The sequence below is a fragment of the Flavobacterium lotistagni genome (assembly GCF_011392125.1).
GTDB classification, from domain to species: domain Bacteria; phylum Bacteroidota; class Bacteroidia; order Flavobacteriales; family Flavobacteriaceae; genus Flavobacterium; species Flavobacterium lotistagni.
The window spans coordinates 580,406-597,799 of the sequence record NZ_JAAJBU010000001.1 but is presented as its reverse complement, the minus strand read 5'-3'; the positions used below and the strand labels follow the sequence as shown (position 1 = coordinate 597,799).

General features: G+C 42.6%; 11 protein-coding genes. 10 read left to right on the top strand and 1 reads right to left on the bottom strand.

Annotated elements, in window-relative coordinates; all coding sequences use genetic code 11:
* The first annotated feature begins 20 nt into the window (after positions 1 to 20).
* The 7 genes from sufD (at position 21) to G4D82_RS02540 (ending at position 5,481) form a co-directional block, all read left to right on the top strand.
* Entirely contained in the window at positions 21 to 1,337 is a 1,317-nt protein-coding gene (sufD, locus tag G4D82_RS02570) for a Fe-S cluster assembly protein SufD (protein ID WP_166334140.1), read from the top strand.
* 239 nt (positions 1,338 to 1,576) lie between these two features.
* A complete protein-coding gene (locus tag G4D82_RS02565; RefSeq protein ID WP_166334138.1) occupies positions 1,577 to 2,791 on the top strand; it encodes an aminotransferase class V-fold PLP-dependent enzyme in 1,215 nt (404 codons plus the stop codon).
* Between the two features lie 11 nt (positions 2,792 to 2,802).
* On the top strand, positions 2,803 to 3,237 hold the full coding sequence (locus G4D82_RS02560) for a hypothetical protein (RefSeq protein WP_166334136.1): 435 nt from the start codon (positions 2,803 to 2,805) through the stop codon (positions 3,235 to 3,237).
* A complete protein-coding gene (locus tag G4D82_RS02555) occupies positions 3,237 to 3,656 on the top strand; it encodes a SufE family protein (RefSeq protein WP_166334134.1) in 420 nt (139 codons plus the stop codon). The genes G4D82_RS02560 and G4D82_RS02555 overlap by 1 nt, the downstream gene beginning before the upstream one ends.
* A 3-nt stretch (positions 3,657 to 3,659) precedes the next feature.
* Positions 3,660 to 3,983 carry an SUF system Fe-S cluster assembly protein gene (locus G4D82_RS02550; protein ID WP_166334132.1) on the top strand — a complete coding sequence of 108 codons (324 nt, stop codon included), beginning with the start codon at positions 3,660 to 3,662 and terminating at the stop codon, positions 3,981 to 3,983.
* A gap of 2 nt (positions 3,984 to 3,985) precedes the next feature.
* A complete protein-coding gene (locus G4D82_RS02545; protein ID WP_166334130.1) occupies positions 3,986 to 4,504 on the top strand; it encodes a DUF2480 family protein in 519 nt (172 codons plus the stop codon).
* A 59-nt stretch (positions 4,505 to 4,563) separates the two neighbouring features.
* On the top strand, positions 4,564 to 5,481 hold the full coding sequence (locus tag G4D82_RS02540) for a DUF3078 domain-containing protein (RefSeq protein WP_166334128.1): 918 nt from the start codon (positions 4,564 to 4,566) through the stop codon (positions 5,479 to 5,481).
* Positions 5,482 to 5,534: 53 nt separating this feature from the next.
* Here the strand turns inward: G4D82_RS02540 and hflX are convergent, their stop codons facing one another.
* Positions 5,535 to 6,761 carry a GTPase HflX gene (hflX, locus tag G4D82_RS02535; RefSeq protein ID WP_166334126.1) on the bottom strand — a complete coding sequence of 409 codons (1,227 nt, stop codon included), beginning with the start codon at positions 6,759 to 6,761 and terminating at the stop codon, positions 5,535 to 5,537.
* A 184-nt stretch (positions 6,762 to 6,945) separates the two neighbouring features.
* Between hflX and G4D82_RS02530 the strand changes: the two genes are divergently transcribed.
* Genes G4D82_RS02530 through G4D82_RS02520 form a run of 3 tightly spaced genes read left to right on the top strand, consistent with a single transcriptional unit; the run spans position 6,946 to position 17,338 of the window.
* A complete protein-coding gene (locus tag G4D82_RS02530; protein WP_166334124.1) occupies positions 6,946 to 14,430 on the top strand; it encodes a fibronectin type III domain-containing protein in 7,485 nt (2,494 codons plus the stop codon).
* Positions 14,431 to 14,482: 52 nt separating this feature from the next.
* Positions 14,483 to 15,406, top strand: a complete 924-nt coding sequence (locus tag G4D82_RS02525; protein ID WP_166334122.1) for a PorP/SprF family type IX secretion system membrane protein — start codon at positions 14,483 to 14,485, stop codon at positions 15,404 to 15,406.
* A gap of 18 nt (positions 15,407 to 15,424) precedes the next feature.
* Complete coding sequence (locus G4D82_RS02520) at positions 15,425 to 17,338, top strand: OmpA family protein (protein WP_235924286.1); 1,914 nt, start codon at positions 15,425 to 15,427, stop codon at positions 17,336 to 17,338.
* The last annotated feature ends 56 nt before the right edge of the window (positions 17,339 to 17,394 follow it).

Below are 17,394 nucleotides of genomic sequence, written 5' to 3'. Positions count from 1 at the left end.
TAGCAATCAGCAATACAGATATGGAACTCAAAGACAAACTTATCGCCTCATTCATGGCCTTCGAAGAGCAGGTCGATGTCAATGCCGATTTGCACGACATCCGCACCGCTGCCATTCGTACTTTTGAAGAAAAAGGCTTTCCTACCAAAAAAGAAGAAGCCTGGAAATATACTTCACTCAATAGCTTGCTTAAACATGATTTTACGGTTTTCCCAAAGCATGAAAATGCGGTGGAATTTGCCGAAGTCAAGAAATATTTCCTGCACGAGATCGATACTTATAAAGTGGTCTTTATCGATGGCGTTTTCAGTTCGTTCTTGTCCTCGACCACGCACGACGGAATCGACGTTTGTTTGATGTCTTCGGCGCTGAACAAGCCCAAGTACAAAATGGTCATCGACACGTATTTCAACAAAGTGGCCAGCAAAGACGAAACACTAACGTCGCTCAATACGGCTTTCGCCAACGAAGGCGCTTACATCAATATCCCGAAAAGCAAAGTCGCCGACAAGCCCATCGAAATCATGTATTTCTCCACCGGCAAAGAAAGCGCGCTGATGGTGCAGCCTAGAAACCTGATTATCGTGGGTGAAAACTCACACGTGCAGATCATCGAACGCCACCAAAGCCTCAACGAGAATGCGGTACTCACCAATTCGGTGACGGAAATCTTCGCGCAAAAAAGAGCGATTGTCGATTACTACAAAATCCAGAACGATTTCCACTCGGCTTCACTTATCGATAATACTTATGTGTCGCAACAACAAGACAGTCATGTACATGTGAACACCTTCAGTTTCGGCGGTAATCTCACGCGCAACAACCTGAACTTTTACCACAACGGACAGCACATTGAAAGCCACTTGAACGGCATCACCATCATCGGCGAAAAACAGCATGTAGACCATTACACTTTGGTGCATCACGCGCACCCAAATTGCGAAAGCTTTCAGGATTACAAAGGCATTTTTTCCGATAATTCCACTGGTGTTTTCAACGGGAAAATTTTTGTCGAAAAAGAAGCGCAGAAAACCAACGCCTTCCAGAGCAGCAACAATATTCTTTTGAGCGACAAGGCGACAATCAACGCCAAACCGCAACTCGAAATTTTTGCCGACGACGTGAAATGCTCGCATGGTTGCACCATCGGACAGCTCGACGAAACAGCGATGTTCTATCTGCAATCTCGCGGGATTCCGAAGAAAGAAGCCAAGGCATTGCTCATGTATGCTTTCTCCAACGCGGTCATAGAAAACATCAAAATTCCTGAATTGAAGCAACGCATCACTAAAATTATTGCCAACAAATTAGGTGTAAAGCTCGGTTTTGATTTGTAGGTTTTTCAGGAGCTGTTTCCCGCTATCCGCTGTATTTTTTGTGCCATCAACCATAGCGGAAAAATCAAAATCCATAAAGGCACAAAAAGATGCCGCTGCTATCGGGGCTAGGGTTTCAGCAGGTTTGAAGTTGAGTCAAAATCTTAGCGTCTTTTCGCCTTTGCGCGAACCCGACATAAAAACCTTTAGGGTACTATTTTTAACGTTTTACACTACTTTTGTGTAGCATTTAAACAAGCATGTTAGACATCCAAAAAATACGCGCCGATTTTCCGATTCTTTCCCAAAAGGTCAACGGTCATCCGCTGGTCTATTTCGATAATGGCGCGACTTCTCAAAAACCGCAAGTCGTGCTCGATGCGATTTCGGAATATTACAGCCAAACCAACGCCAACATCCACCGCGGCGTACACAGTTTGAGCCAGAAAGCCACCGATGCCTACGAACTTTCGAGAAAGAAAATCCAGCAGCACATCAACGCCCAACACAGTCATGAAGTCATTTTTACTTCGGGAACGACGCACGGCATCAACGCCATTGCTAACGGTTTTGCTTCATTACTCCAAAAAGGCGATGAAGTTCTGGTTTCCGCGCTCGAACACCACAGCAATATCGTTCCTTGGCAAATGCTCTGCGAGAGAACCGGAGCGGTTTTAAAAGTCATTCCGATCAACCAGAACGGTGAATTAATCCAAACCGAATACGATAAATTACTCTCGGCTAACACCAAAATCGTTGCGGTCAACCACATCTCGAATGCATTGGGCACCATCAACCCGATTGCCGAAATGATTCGCAAAGCACACACCGTCGGAGCTGCTGTTCTAATCGATGGCGCGCAGGCCGTACCGCACCTCAAACCCGATGTGCAAGCACTTGATTGTGATTTTTATGTTTTCTCCGGCCACAAGATGTGCGGCCCGACAGGAATCGGAATTTTGTATGGAAAGGAAGCATGGCTCAATCAATTACCACCTTACCAAGGCGGCGGGGAAATGATCGCTACAGTGAGTTTCGAGAAAACCACTTACGCCGATTTGCCCCATAAGTTCGAGGCCGGAACGCCGAATATCGAAGGAGGAATTGTACTAGGAACTGCGGTAGATTATCTCAACAGCATCGGTTTTGAGCACATTGCGGCTTACGAACACGAACTGCTCGACTATGCGACCGAAAAGTTATCCGAAATAGAAGGATTGAACATTGTAGGTACAGCGAAAGAAAAAACTTCCGTAATTTCGTTTAACATTCAGGGCATTCATCCGTACGACATCGGAACCATTATCGACAAAAAAGGAATTGCAGTAAGAACGGGCCATCATTGCGCCCAACCGATCATGGATTTCTTTTGTATTCCGGGAACCATTCGCGCCTCGTTTGCCTTTTACAATACCAAAGAAGAAATAGACATTTTGGTCGAGGCTGTCAAAAAAGCCAAAGCCATGTTGCTTTAAAACCCACAAACATGAAACTATTTTCGCTATTCTTTTTGACGTTTTTTCTAGCCAAAAGCTGTAATTCCGAACAAAAGCAAGACATTGAAACTGCAGTAATTGAGTACACGGCCAACACGCGCGGTTTTTTCCAGAAAATTGTGGTGCAGAACCAAAAATTCGGGATTTCCAAAGACCGCAGTAACGAAAATCCTACAGTAGACCAGAAAATCTCCACTGCAGACTGGAAGAAAATCATCGAAGCCTTTCAAGAAGTAGACCTTGAAGGATTGCCTACTTACAAAGGTCCGACTGAAAAACGGTTTTACGACGGGGCAGCCATTGCCAACGTAAAAATTACTTATCAAGGAAAAACCTATAATTCGCAGGCTTTTGACCACAACAATCCGCCGGTGGAAATTGAGAAACTAATCAATCGAATCACGCTTTTAGCTTTACCGCAATAATGACTATAAAAGAAATACAACACGAAATTGTCGATGAATTTTCGATGTTCGAAGATTGGGAAGAACGTTTTCAATACGTGATTGATTTGGGGAAAACCTTGCCGCTGATTGACGCGCAATATAAAACTGACGAGAATACCATCAAAGGTTGTCAGTCAAAAGTATGGTTGCACGCCGAAGAAGTTGACGAGAAAATCGTTTTCACCGCCGATAGTGATGCGATTATAACTAAAGGTATTATTGCGATTCTGATTAGGGTGTTTTCCAATAGAACGCCTCAAGAAATTTTAGCTGCTGACACCGCTTTTATCGACGAAATCGGCCTTAAAGAACAGTTATCACCCACACGCGCCAACGGTCTCGTGTCGATGATCAAACAAATTAAAATGTATGCGCTCGCGTACGATTCAAAAAAATAAGCTATGGAACAAGAAATAGACACCCAATTACTCGGCGAACAAATTGTCAAAAAACTCAAGACCATTTACGACCCGGAAATCCCTGTTGATATTTACGAACTTGGGTTAATTTACGATGTCATGGTCAACGAAGATTACCAAGTTAAAATCCTGATGACGCTGACCTCACCGAACTGTCCGGTGGCCGAAACGTTGCCCAAAGAAGTCGAAGAGAAAGTTTCCGCGATTGAAAATGTCAAAGGTACCGAAGTCGAAATCACTTTTGATCCGCCGTGGAGCAAAGACCTTATGAGCGAAGAAGCCAAGTTGGAACTCGGCATGTTGTAACCATGGAAGAAGAAATCATCAATAGAGTCGCCAACAGCGCACTGGAAGTTTTTGATCTCGAAGATTATTATGCTGCGGGCCAACGTTGCCTACTTGATATTTCACAATGGTTGCTCGAAGGCTTGGTCTTGCGCGAAAAAGACTTTCGTGAGGCTTTGAAAAATCACGATTGGGCGATATATCAAAATCAATTCGTAGCAGTACATTGCAGTACCGACGCAATTGTTCCGGCTTGGGCGATGATTTTGGTTGCGATTCATTTAAAGCCTTATGCGGCAAAAATTGTCGCGGGTTCGTTAGAGGATTTGGAAACAGTGTTGTATCAAGAAAAACTTCCTTCGCTCGATTATACCATATACAAAGACAAACCAATCATTTTAAAAGGGTGTTCCAAAAAGCCTGTGCCGATGAGTGCTTACATTCTGGCGGTGCAAATGCTCCAGCCCTATGCCAAAAGCATCATGTATGGCGAGGCCTGTTCGGCGGTTCCTTTATTTAAAACGGCTATAAATCAGCGTTAGTTTTCTAGTCATTCTGATGGTTTTAGTATCTTTACCGCGAAAAACAAAAACCCTTAGAAATGAAAAAAATCCTATTCTTAACAGTGCTTTTCTGCGGCGTGGGAATCATGAATGCCCAGGACGCTGAGAAAGAAATCATCACCAATACTGAGAAAGCAGTAAAAAAAATCGTTGATACTACCGGAGCCGGCTGGACCAAAAAAGGAAACCTGATTTTTCTTTTCAACCAATCCAACTTCAATAACTGGTTGGCCGGAGGCGAGAATAACCTTTCCGGGAATTTGGGCATCAACTACGATTTCAATTACAAAAGAAACGACATCACTTGGGACAATAAAATCATTGCCTCATACGGTTTGATCCAGACCAAGAATTCCGATTTTGAAAAGAAAACCGACGACCGTTTTGAATACAATTCAGTATTCGGAAAAAAAGCGGTAGGCTATTGGTACTACTCGTTCTTTTTGAATTTCCGCACCCAATTCACCAAAGGATATATCTATGGTAAAGATGCCAACGGAAAAGAGATTCGAACTGAAAACACCAACCTCTTCTCGCCAGCTTATCTCACTTTCGGTCCGGGTATGTTCTGGAAGAAGAGTGATAATCTCAAAGTGAATTTGGCTCCACTAACCTCCAAAGTTACTTTTGTAGATGCTGATTTTACACTGCCTGAAAAAGCATATTTCGGTGTCGAAGAAGGAAAAAGCACCCGTTACGAACTCGGTTTCTACGCTTCAGGTTATTACAAGCTCGATTTGATGACCAACGTATCTATGGAAAACACGTTGAACTTATACACCAACTATCTAGAAGATCCGCAAAACGTAGACATGGATTATACCATGAATATGGTGATGCGCATCAATCGTTATTTAACGACCAACTTGGTATTCCAAGCGATTTATGACGACAATGCTTTCCGCGGATTTCAGACCAGACAGATTTTCGGACTTGGCTTGAATTACGGATTCTAACTGAAACCAAAAACAATAAAGACCTTTAGGAATTGCTCTTAAAGGTCTTTTTTTTATTCTTCTTTCTCGACGGCATCCTCATAATCCGGATAGAGAAATTTATTGTAAGGAAAACGAGTAATGTGGATTTCCCGAACCGCTTCATAAACCCTTTTGCGGAATTCTTCGAGATTTTCTTTATTCACAGCCGAAATGAACAACGCGTTTTTCTCGCCCACATCGTTCATCCAAGTCTGTTTCCATTCTTGTAAAGTGTAGTGCCTTTTGGTTTTCTCGGTAATCAGGTCGTCTTCCTCAATAGTTAAATGTTGGTAGGCATCTATCTTGTTGAAAACCATCAATGTGGGTTTGTTGTTGCTTTTAATGTCGAGCAAAATTTGGTTGACTGAGCTGATATGATCTTCAAAATCTGGATGCGAAATATCGACCACGTGCAAGAGCAAATCGGCTTCGCGTACTTCATCGAGTGTACTTTTGAAGGATTCAACGAGTTGTGTCGGCAATTTTCGGATAAACCCTACCGTATCAGAAAGTAGGAACGGCAGGTTTTTTATGACTACTTTGCGAACAGTAGTATCTAAGGTGGCAAAGAGTTTATTCTCGACAAAGACTTCACTTTTACTAATCACATTCATTAAGGTCGATTTCCCTACATTGGTATAACCCACCAAAGCCACTCTTACCATTGCCCCGCGGTTACTTCGCTGCACCGACATTTGTTTGTCGATAGTTTTGATTTTTTCTTTCAGTAACGAAATGCGATCACGTACTATACGGCGGTCGGTTTCGATTTCGGTTTCACCCGGTCCACGCAGTCCGATTCCTCCTTTTTGGCGTTCGAGGTGTGTCCACATTCCGGATAATCTTGGCAACAAATATTGACATTGCGCCAATTCTACTTGCGTACGGGCGTAAGAAGTTTCTGCCCTTTGCGCGAAAATATCCAAGATGAGGTTGGTGCGATCTAGAACTTTGCAGTTCAGCAGGCGTGTGATATTTTTTTGTTGCGAAGGTGATAGCTCGTCGTCGAAAATCACAGTCGAGATTTGATGCTCTTTTACATAGTGGTGAATTTCGTCCATTTTACCGGTGCCTAAAAAGGTTTTCGGGTTCGGGCGATCCATTTTTTGGAAGAAGCGCTTGACGACTTCACCGCCGGCAGTAAAGGTCAAAAATTCAAGTTCGTCAAGGTATTCGGTGAGTTTGTCTTCCGATTGGTTTTGGGTGACAATCCCGACGATGACAGTTTTTTCAAAATTGATGTTTTCTTTCTCGAGCATGGTAAAAAATGTGTGGCAAAGCTAATTAAAAAGCTTCAATTCAATTGCGCATTTGGTGCATTAAATCGGGCATTCTTTGCAGAAAATCGTTAAAAAGTAAATTTATATTAATGCTTTCATAAATTTTGTTAAATTTGGAGCTTCTAAAATTAGAACGCTATAATAAACCAACTAAACTTTCATTATGAAAAAAATTATTTTCATCCTTTTACTATCGTTTTCATCGGTGCTTGGATATTCCCAAATACTCAACGAAGACTTTGAAAGCGCACCGGATACTCCAGATGGGGCAGGCGTGTGGGCGATGAATTCTGGAAACTGGTTAGTGAAAGACAACCGAACTTTTACCGCGCCCAACTGGCGTAACAGAGTCAATCCGTTCCCAGCCAATAGTGGTGCTAAAGCCGCTTATATTGATCGCCAGAATTTACCTGGTGTAGAAAATGCGGAAGAATGGCTGATCACGCCACAACTGAACATTACAGCCAATAGCCAGTTGCGGTTTTTTACCAGACAGACTTTAACCGGGGATGACAATAGTGCCCGATACCAAATTCGGGTGTCCGCTTCTGCTGACCCTTCGGATTTGGCTGCTTATACTGTTTTTGCAGAATATACCGAAACCGAACTCAGCACCATCACAGCAGATCAGTTGGATTATGAAGAAAAAACACTAGACTTAAACTTTACCGGACTTCGCTATATTGCTTTTGTTAGAACGGTGACGCAACCAGGTCTTCAAATCAGCGGCGACCGTTGGTTAGTCGATGATGTAAAAGTGGTGGAGAAGTGTTTGAATCCGTCAGTCCTTGCTGTAGTTACGGCAACAATTCAAGCCACAACTACCGAATTAAGATGGACTGCACCAAACACGACACAGTTCCAGGTACAATATGGGCCTGCGGGTTTTACAGTTGATGTGCCTGCTCCTGACGTTGTGACAACACCAATATTTACCTCAACAACTACTCCACAGCGAGGCTACACCGCAACAGGATTGATACCGAATACTGCGTACCAATATTATGTAAGGGGAATTTGCCCTACTTCGAACAGCGAATGGGTGGGGCCTTTCAACTGGAATACTAAACCTTTAGGAAGAACCTGCGCCGAACCACTTGTGGTAACACCATTACCTTATTCAGATACTAGCAACACCTCTATTTACGGAAACAATATCACCGGAACTACAGGAGCAGCTTCTTGTGGTGCTTCAGCCAACGGTTTTATGGCCAGCAATGATGTCATCTATTCTTATACTGCTCCCGAAGCACAAAATATCTACATCAGCATGAACCCGAACGGAACCAACAATACAGGTATGTTTGTATATGCCAGTTGCGTTACTGTCGGAAACAACTGTATTGCGGGTGTGGGAAATACAAACTCTAACGTTAGGGTTATCCCGTCTTTGACTTTAACCGCCGGGCAGACTATATATATTGTATTGTCAGGTACATCTGCGGTAACCAGCTATCAATACAATTTGAACATTCAGTTGGCTACAGAATGTCCGCAACCAACAGGACTTACAGTGACCACTCCAATTGGACCAACTAGCGCCGAAGCAACTTGGGCGGCAGGAACTGAGACCGATTGGGAAGTGGCCGTTCAAACTGCTGGATCATCGATTCCTACTACAGCAGGAGTACCAACACCAGATCCGACCCTAACTTTTACAACAACATTAGCTGGAGCGGCACTAACTCCTTCAACAGCCTACCAATATTGGGTAAGAGCAAATTGTGGCGCTGGAGTTTACAGTCCATGGTCAGGCCCATTTTTATTCAACACTTCGGGTTGTGAAGTGGCTAACCAATGTACCCATACCTTCACCTTAACCGATACCGGAGGCGATGGTTGGAACAACGGAAGAATGCAAGTAAAACAAGGCGGTTTGGTAGTGGCTACTCTCGGAGCTACAATCACTAACGGAGGACCAACTGTTGTTACAGTGCCTTTGTGTGATGACCAACCCTTTACTTTATTCTGGAGCGTTGGAGGTGATGCACCGGATGAAATCAGAATCAATATCAAAAACAGTTTCAACCAGACGATTTATGCCATGACTACCAACAGTCAGGCATCGATTGGAACTGATTTATATACAGGAACAGTAGATTGCACCGATCCATTGTGTTTACCGCCTACAGCAAACCCAACCGTTCCGGCAGCTACAATCACTTTCAACAATGCCGTTGTAAATTGGAACGCAACTGGAACCGCACCCACGACAACCGCCTTCGAATTGTTGGTAGTCACTCAAGGTTCTCCTGTGCCAGTTAACGGAGCTGCTTGTACCGGAGGTCTTTGTTATACTGTGCCAGCACCCGCTACTACTTTTACAATCCCAGTAGGTGATTTACTACCTGATACCAATTACACCGTTTATATCCGTGCCATCTGCTCGGTTAATGGCCCTAGTGATTGGAAAGGTGGAACCAACTTCAGAACCAAAGAGCAATGCCCGAAACCAACTGCTTTGACAGTACCGGCAGCTACGATTACTCCTTTTGGAGCGACATTACAATGGACCAATGCCGGACAGACTAACTGGCAGATTCTTGTGCAATTGGCAAGTTTGCCAGATCCATTGCCGGATAATCCAAACTGGGTAACCACCAATGGCGGCGGTGGCGCAGGACCAACTTTTTCTTATGTAGCAACAGGTTTAATTCCTGAAACCCAATATGAATTTTACATCAGAACTGATTGCGGGACTGGAATTATTAGCCTTCCGGCTGGGCCGAGAGCTTTCACCACCGGAATTGCTTGTCCTAAGCCAACTGCTTTAGGTTCTACACCAACTCCTTTCGGAGGTACTTTCACTTGGACCAACCCAGGGCAAACTGCTTGGCAAGTTTTAGTATTGCCTGCCGGTTCACCAGCACCAACGGCAGATTCAACAGGTTGGATAAGTGTAAATCCTGGAGAAGCCGGACCTGGCCCAACTTGGTCATGGGTATATAATGGTACACCATTAACTCCAGAAACCAATTATGTTTATTATGTGCGCACGAATTGTGGTGGCGCTAACGGAGTAAGTACATGGGCTGGCCCACGCGCGTTTACGACGACGCCTACTTGTTTCAAGCCAACAACCCTAACTTCAGTGGCTGCTGGTTTAACAGCATTTTCTGTGACGCTTCAATTTACGAATGTTCCGAGTACTACGGCATGGCATGTTTTGGCCTTGCCACAAGGTTCGCCAGCACCAAACATTAGTACAACAGGATGGGTAGCTATTACTATGGCAGATGTTACCGCATTACCAACACCAGCCAACAATTATACTTATGTATACACAGGATTGACTCCTGAGACCGCTTATACTTTTTATATCAGAGGAAATTGTGGCCCTGGCGATGTGAGTACTTGGAGTGTGCCGAGAAACGTAACTACACCACCATCATGTTATAAACCATCGGCACTTACCGCTACAGAGATTACTGCGTTTACAGCTAAATTAGGCTGGACCAATAACGTGAATAGCCCGGTAACAGAATGGCAAATTGTTATTGTACCACCAGGTTCTCCGGCACCGCCAACGAGCCAACAGGGCACCACAGTAACAAGTAACCCATACACCGCACCAGGTTTGACACCGGATACTTGTTATGAGTATTATGTTAGAAGTGTTTGCGGCGGCGTGAACGGCAACAGTACTTGGGCCGGACCGTTTAACTTCTGTACGATTCCTACCTGTCCGCAGCCTATAAATCCTTTATCGGCTAACAATTCAGACCAAACGGCTACTTTGTCATGGACAGAAGTTGGAACTGCTACCAATTGGGATTTAGTTTATCAAACTCCGGGAGCAAGTGTTCCGAATGGAAGTACTGTTGGAATCCCACTTACAGTAACGACGTTTACTACGCCAGAATTAGAGCCTGGGTTTTATGAGTTTTTCGTGAGAAGCCATTGTTCTGACACTGACAAGAGTCGTTGGACTGGGCCAATTACGTTCTTTATTTCTGTACCGCCTGCTATTTGTGCGAGTGTAGATATTTCAGTAGAAACTACAAGTCCAGGTGTAATTGATCTATGCCCTGGCGAAAACTGTGTAGACTTATCTGCAGCCTATACTGATTCAAAAGATACAACAACTTATACGGTTTTACCATTGAATTTTGCTCCGCCTTTCCCATTTACCGGCGGAACGCAATTGCCAGTAACCACCGACGACGTTTGGTCTGCTCCGTTTACGCTTCCGTTTAACTTCTGTTTCTTTGGGGTAAATTACCCTAAAGTTAATGTAGGTTCGAATGGTGTGATCACTTTCGATGAATATGCTCAAGGCGCTAACTGTGCTTGGAATACCGATGCCGATCAATTGATACCTGATCCGACTTTCCCGATTCTCAATGCTATTTATGGTGTTTATCAGGATATCAACCCTGCGGTAGATACTTCTCCAATACAACGGAGTATCAACTATCAAGTTTTAGGAGCTGCTCCTTGTAGAGCGTTTGTAGTTAACTACTATAATGTAGGACAATTCGATTGCGGTACTTCTGTAGGTTTACAAACCAGTCAAATTGTGCTTTACGAAACTTCAAACATCATTGAAGTATATGTGCAAGACAGAACCGTTTGCGAAGATTGGAACGAAGGTCTTGGTGTTATTGGTATTCAGAATGATTCAGGTACTTTAGCACACTTCCCGCCAAACAGGAACTTAGGGGCGTGGGAAGCACATAACGAAGCATGGAGATTTACCCCTAACGGAAACTCAAACGTTGAATTTTCTTGGTTGAAAGATGGCGAATTCTACAGCAGCAACCCAACTATCAATGTATGTGTTACCGAAACAACTAATATGACCGCGAAAGCAGTTTACACGGGTTGTGGTGGTCAAGTTACCACTAAAACTGAAGACGTATTGCTTAATATCCAAGAGTTGGTGATTCCTCCAATTGCTGACGCCCAAGCTTGTCAAAGTTATCAATTACCCACATTAACTGTAGGTAATTATTTCTCTCAACCAGGTGGAGTAGGGCCGATAGATGCTTCATTACCAATCACAACTCCAGGAGCCAATACGATTTATGTATATGCTTCAACTACTTCAACACCTCCATGTACGGCTGAAATTAGCTTTACAGTTAATATTGTAGAAGATTTAGATGCACCAGATTTAGCACCTGCCAGAGCATGTAGTAATCTTGTTTTGGAAAGCTTGCCTTCACCATTTAATTATTATACAGGCCCAGCAGGAACTGGAACGATGTATTCAGGAGCAGGAGGAGATACTATTTCCTCTTCTCAAACATTGTATGTTTACGGAGTTTCAGGCTTATGTAGTGATGAAAGTACGTTTGATATTACCATTGATACTGTTGATTTGTTTGTGCAACCGAGTCTTTCAGATTGTAACAATGTTACGCTTCCTGGTTTACCTGTAAATAATACTTATTATACCGCTCCAGGTGGACCTACAGGAACCGGAACAGTAGTAACCGATTTTAATATTACCGAAACTCAAACCATTTATATTTACGCTCAATCGGGCGAGTGTATCAGAGAAGGTAACTTTACTGTGAATATTTTCGGAATTGATCCACCGACAGTTAATATTACACAACCAGATTGTCAGAATACTACCGGAACGGTGGTCGTAACTTCACCGGTTTCTCCGGCCGGAGCCAATGCTTCTGATTTGTTTATTTCTGAAGTAACGGATTCTGATACCAGCGGTTCCTCATTAACTTATGTAGAACTGTTCAACGGAACTGGAGTCACAAAAGATCTAAGCAACTACAAGTTGAAAATATACAACAACGGTAATAGTTTTACTTCTTGTGAATATACTTTGTCAGGAACCATTGCCAACAATACAACTCAAGTATTCAAAGTAAGCAACAGCCCTGATGAAGGAGGTGTTTCAACTTATCAGCAAACTACTTGCGCCGCAGGAATTAACGAGAATGACAACATTCGTTTGACCTCGCTTTCTGATGTTGAAATCGATCTTTGGGGCGCTACTGATGGATCTGCTTTTACTCCTAATGGAGAAACAGGCTATGATTACAGAAGAAATACTAGTGCCACAGCACCAAGCATGACTTGGAATCCAGTTGATTGGACCATCAATGATGACGATATATATGACAGTGTTGGTTTACACCCATTAACATCTTCTAATTTGTATGATTACAATATTGACGGTGGTGCTTGGCAGTTTACTACAACATTCTCGAATGTTGCCCTTGGAACACATACCATTACCGTTAGAGAAATTGCTACAGGTTGTACCAATTCAGTACAGGTGAATATTGTTCCTCAATTCGCACAAACACCAGTTACTGCATTTACTTACACGACACCGGTTTGTAATTCAGATGCGAACATCAATCCAGATACAAGTGCAGCTGGTTTTGTAACAGGAGGAGCATATACTTCTAACCCGAATACTTTGGTTATTGATCCAAATACAGGGGAAATCAATGTAGCGGGTTCACCAGCCGGAGATTTTACTATTCGATATGAAGTACAGCCTGATTTGGCCAATTGTATTTCTGGAGGATTCACCGAATTCCCAATTACAATTACTGCAGTTCGTGTTCCCGATTTCGCCGAGTTCCCAACGTATTGTCCTGGGGCAACAGTTCCAACATTGCCCAACTTTTCACCTAATGGTATTCAAGGAACTTGGTCTCCAGCAACGATTGACAATCAAGCTGTAGGCACACAAGGGTATACTTTTACACCTGATGCCAATCAATGTGCTTCGGTTAGAACTTATAATATTACTATTGACAACCCGACTATTGTTCCAACATTCAATGCTATAGCTGCTATATGTGCAGGTGATGCGGTAGGTTCGTTACAAGGTATTTCCAACAATGGAATTTCAGGAACTTGGTTACCAGCTACTATCGATAACACACAAACGGCTAACTATGTGTTTACACCAAACCCAGGGCAATGTGCGTTATCAGAGACGATTACCGTTACTGTAAATTCTATTTTAGCTCCAGACTTTGATGCCGCTTTAACGCTTTGTTCAGGAGCAGCAGCACCAGCTTTACAAACGACTTCACCGAATGGTATCAGCGGAACTTGGTCTCCGAGTACTATTGATGTTACACAGGGTGCTGATTACGTCTTCACACCAACGCCCAATGTAGGTTGTTATACAAGCCATACTTTAGAAGTAACCATCGCGGATAATCCTGAGTTTGTAATTGTTCCGGGTTGTATTAACGGTAACTATACGCTAACCATTACTTCAGATTCTAATTTCGAAACTGCCACATTTGTTTGGAAAGACGCTAGCGGAAATGTGCTTGGAGGCAACACCAGTACTTTGGTCGTTACTCAAACAGGAGATTATACCGTAGAGGTCACTTATCAAGGTTGTTCTGCAACTCAGCCAATAAATGTTACTACAATTTCTTGTACGATTCAAAAAGGTATATCGCCTAAAGGAACCGGAGCAGGAGATGGTTTGAATGACTATTTTGACCTAGAAGGACAAAACGTAACTAAACTTGAAATCTTCAACAGATACGGCTCAAAAGTGTATAGCAAATCCAACTACTCAAAAGAATGGTATGGACAATCTGATGACGGCGATGAATTACCGGACGGAACCTATTTTTATGTTATTGAAAGAAATGGCGAAAAATCAAAAACCGGCTGGATTTATATTAACCACGAATTGTAATATGAATCGGCTCAATTAAAGACAACAATCAACAATTTCAAAACATAGAAAAATGAAGAAAATATTTTATACGACAATAGTATTGGTTCTCGCATTATTCGACGCCCAAGCCCAGCAAGATCCACACTATACGCAATATATGTACAACATGAACGTGATTAACCCGGCCTATGCGGGCTCTAAAGAGAATCTTTCTTTTGGATTGCTTTATCGCAAGCAATGGGTAGATATCGAAGATGCTCCGGCGACGTTCTCGTTTTCAGGATCGACTCCGGTGGGTAAAAATGTCGGAATCGGTCTTTCGGTGATTTCCGATAAGATTGGGCCGGTGGAAGAAAATAATGTGTATGGCGATTTCTCTTACACGTTGAATTTGGGCGGCGAACACCGTTTGGCTTTCGGTTTGAAGGCAGGTGCGACTTTCCATAAAGTAGGTTTGTTCAGCGAAATCGGAGACGGAAATGTTCCCGATTTGAATGACCCGGCTTTTCAGGAAAACACCAGCAATACGTTTTTGAACATCGGCTCTGGGGTTTTCTATTACACCCAGAAATACTATGTGGCGTTCTCGGTGCCAAATATTCTCAAATCGACGCATTTGGATTATAACGGAAGAAAATTCGGAGATGAAACCTCACACTATTTCTTGACCGGAGGTTACGTTTTCGATTTGAGCGAGAACACCAAATTCAAGCCTTTTGCGATGGTCAAATCTGCTTTTGGCGCGCCGGTTTCTTATGATATTTCGACGAATTTTTTATTCAACCAGAAATTTGAAGTCGGTGCTACTTATCGCAAGGAAGACAGCTTTGGTGCCATGGTCAATTATGCCATCAGCCCGAATTTGAGAATTGGTTATGCCTATGACCACATCATCTCGGATTTGAAAGTTACCACACCATCTTCACACGAAGTTATTTTGTTATTCGATCTGAACTTCCCGAAAAAAGTATCACAATCACCTAGATATTTCTAAAATCAAAAGCAATTTAACATGAAATCTAAGATTCACGAATATCGAAAAGAATATAAAAACATGAGTAAAGGAATTTATATAGCATTTAGTTTTGTGATAGCCTTTGGATCGCTAAGCGCACAGAATGCAGCCACAAAGAAAGCAGATAAATTATACAGTCGCTACGAATATGTGGATGCCGCTGCAGAATATCTAAAATTGGTCGAGAACGGTAAATCAGACAACTACGTTTATAAGCAATTGGCCGACACTTACTACAATATGTTCAATACGACTGAAGCAACCAAATGGTATGCTAGGGCAACTGAGAATGAACAAGATGCAGAAACATATTATCGTTATGCACAAATGCTCAAGGCCAACGGGAAGTATGAAGATGCGAACAAGCAAATGCAAAAGTTTGCCTCTTTAGCACCCAACGATCAAAGAGCAAAAACCTTCAAAGCCAATCCGAATTACGTTCCAAAATTGCTAGATAAATTAAAGGCATACGACGTAAAATCATTAGAAATCTCTAGTGATAAATCAGATTTCGGAGCAGTATTGTATGACAATCAGTTATATTTTACTAGCGCTAGAAATGGATCTAGAAAAGAGTATGGCTGGAACGAAGAGCCTTATTTGGATATTTACAGGGCCGATTACAACATTGACGGTACCATTACCAATGCTACTACGGTTAGTGAATTGAATTCTAAATACCACGATGGACCAATCACTATTAGCACAGACGGAACAACTGCTTATTTTGCCAGCGACAGTTTCCGCGAAGCATCATTTGAAAAAGACAAGAAGAATAAACTAAAATTGGGAAAGAACAATTTATTTGTATCGACCAAAGACAACGGAAAGTGGGGTAAAGTAATTTCCTTACCATTCAACAGCAGCGAATACTCAACAAGCAACCCTTGTTTGAGTCGTGATGGAAAAACACTTTACTTTTCCTCTAATATGCCGGGGAGTATTGGTGGTGTAGATATCTGGAAAGTTGCAGTTAACCAAGACGGAACCTTTGGTACTCCAGAGAATCTAGGAAATAAGGTAAACACAGAAGGCAACGAGAGTTTCCCATTCATCGCCGATGACAACACCACATTGTTCTATTCATCAAGCGGAAAGCCAGGGCTTGGCGGTTTGGATGTATTCCAGATTGATTTGGCCAAAGGAACTGAAGCGGTAAACATTGGTAAACCCGTCAACACGGAAAAAGATGATTTCGCTTTTACTTTCAACAAAGCTAAAAATTTAGGTTTCTTCTCTAGTAACCGAAACGGGAACGATGATATTTTCTCAGCTACACCAGTTTGTGGAGTCGAAGTGCTCACGATTGTGACCAACGCGAAAACCGGAGAACTGTTAACCAATGCTAGTGTTTCTATTGTTGATGACAAAAAGAACGTCATTGCTACCAAAACTACCAATGAGAAAGGAGAAGTTTCTTATGAGGTGGAATGTAACAAATCCTACAGCATTCAAGCTTCTAAAGAAGGATTTGAGAGCAACACTTTCATCGTGAGCAATACCAAAGGTGGTCAAACCAAAGTAGACGCAGCGATTCAGCCTATCGATGTGATTGTGACCGAAACCGAGATTGTACTGAACCCGATTTTCTTTGAGTACAATAAAAGCAATATTACACAAGAAGGTGCTTTCGAACTCGATAAGTTAGTTCAAGTCATGAAGAGCAATGACAAGTTAGTAATTATGGCTAAATCGCATACAGACAACAGGGGAAGTGACGTTTACAACCTTAATTTGTCAGATCGAAGAGCCAAATCTACTAGACAGTATATCATTTCTAAAGGAATCGACGCCTCTAGAATTTCTGCAAAAGGAATGGGTGAAACTGAACCTAAAGCCGATTGTAAAGAAAACTGTACTGAAGAGCAACACGCTCAAAACAGACGTTCAGAGTTCTTGATTGTAAAGTAAAAAAGCAACAACTATATTAGGAATAACCAGACTGTTAAAGGTCTGGTTTTTTTTAC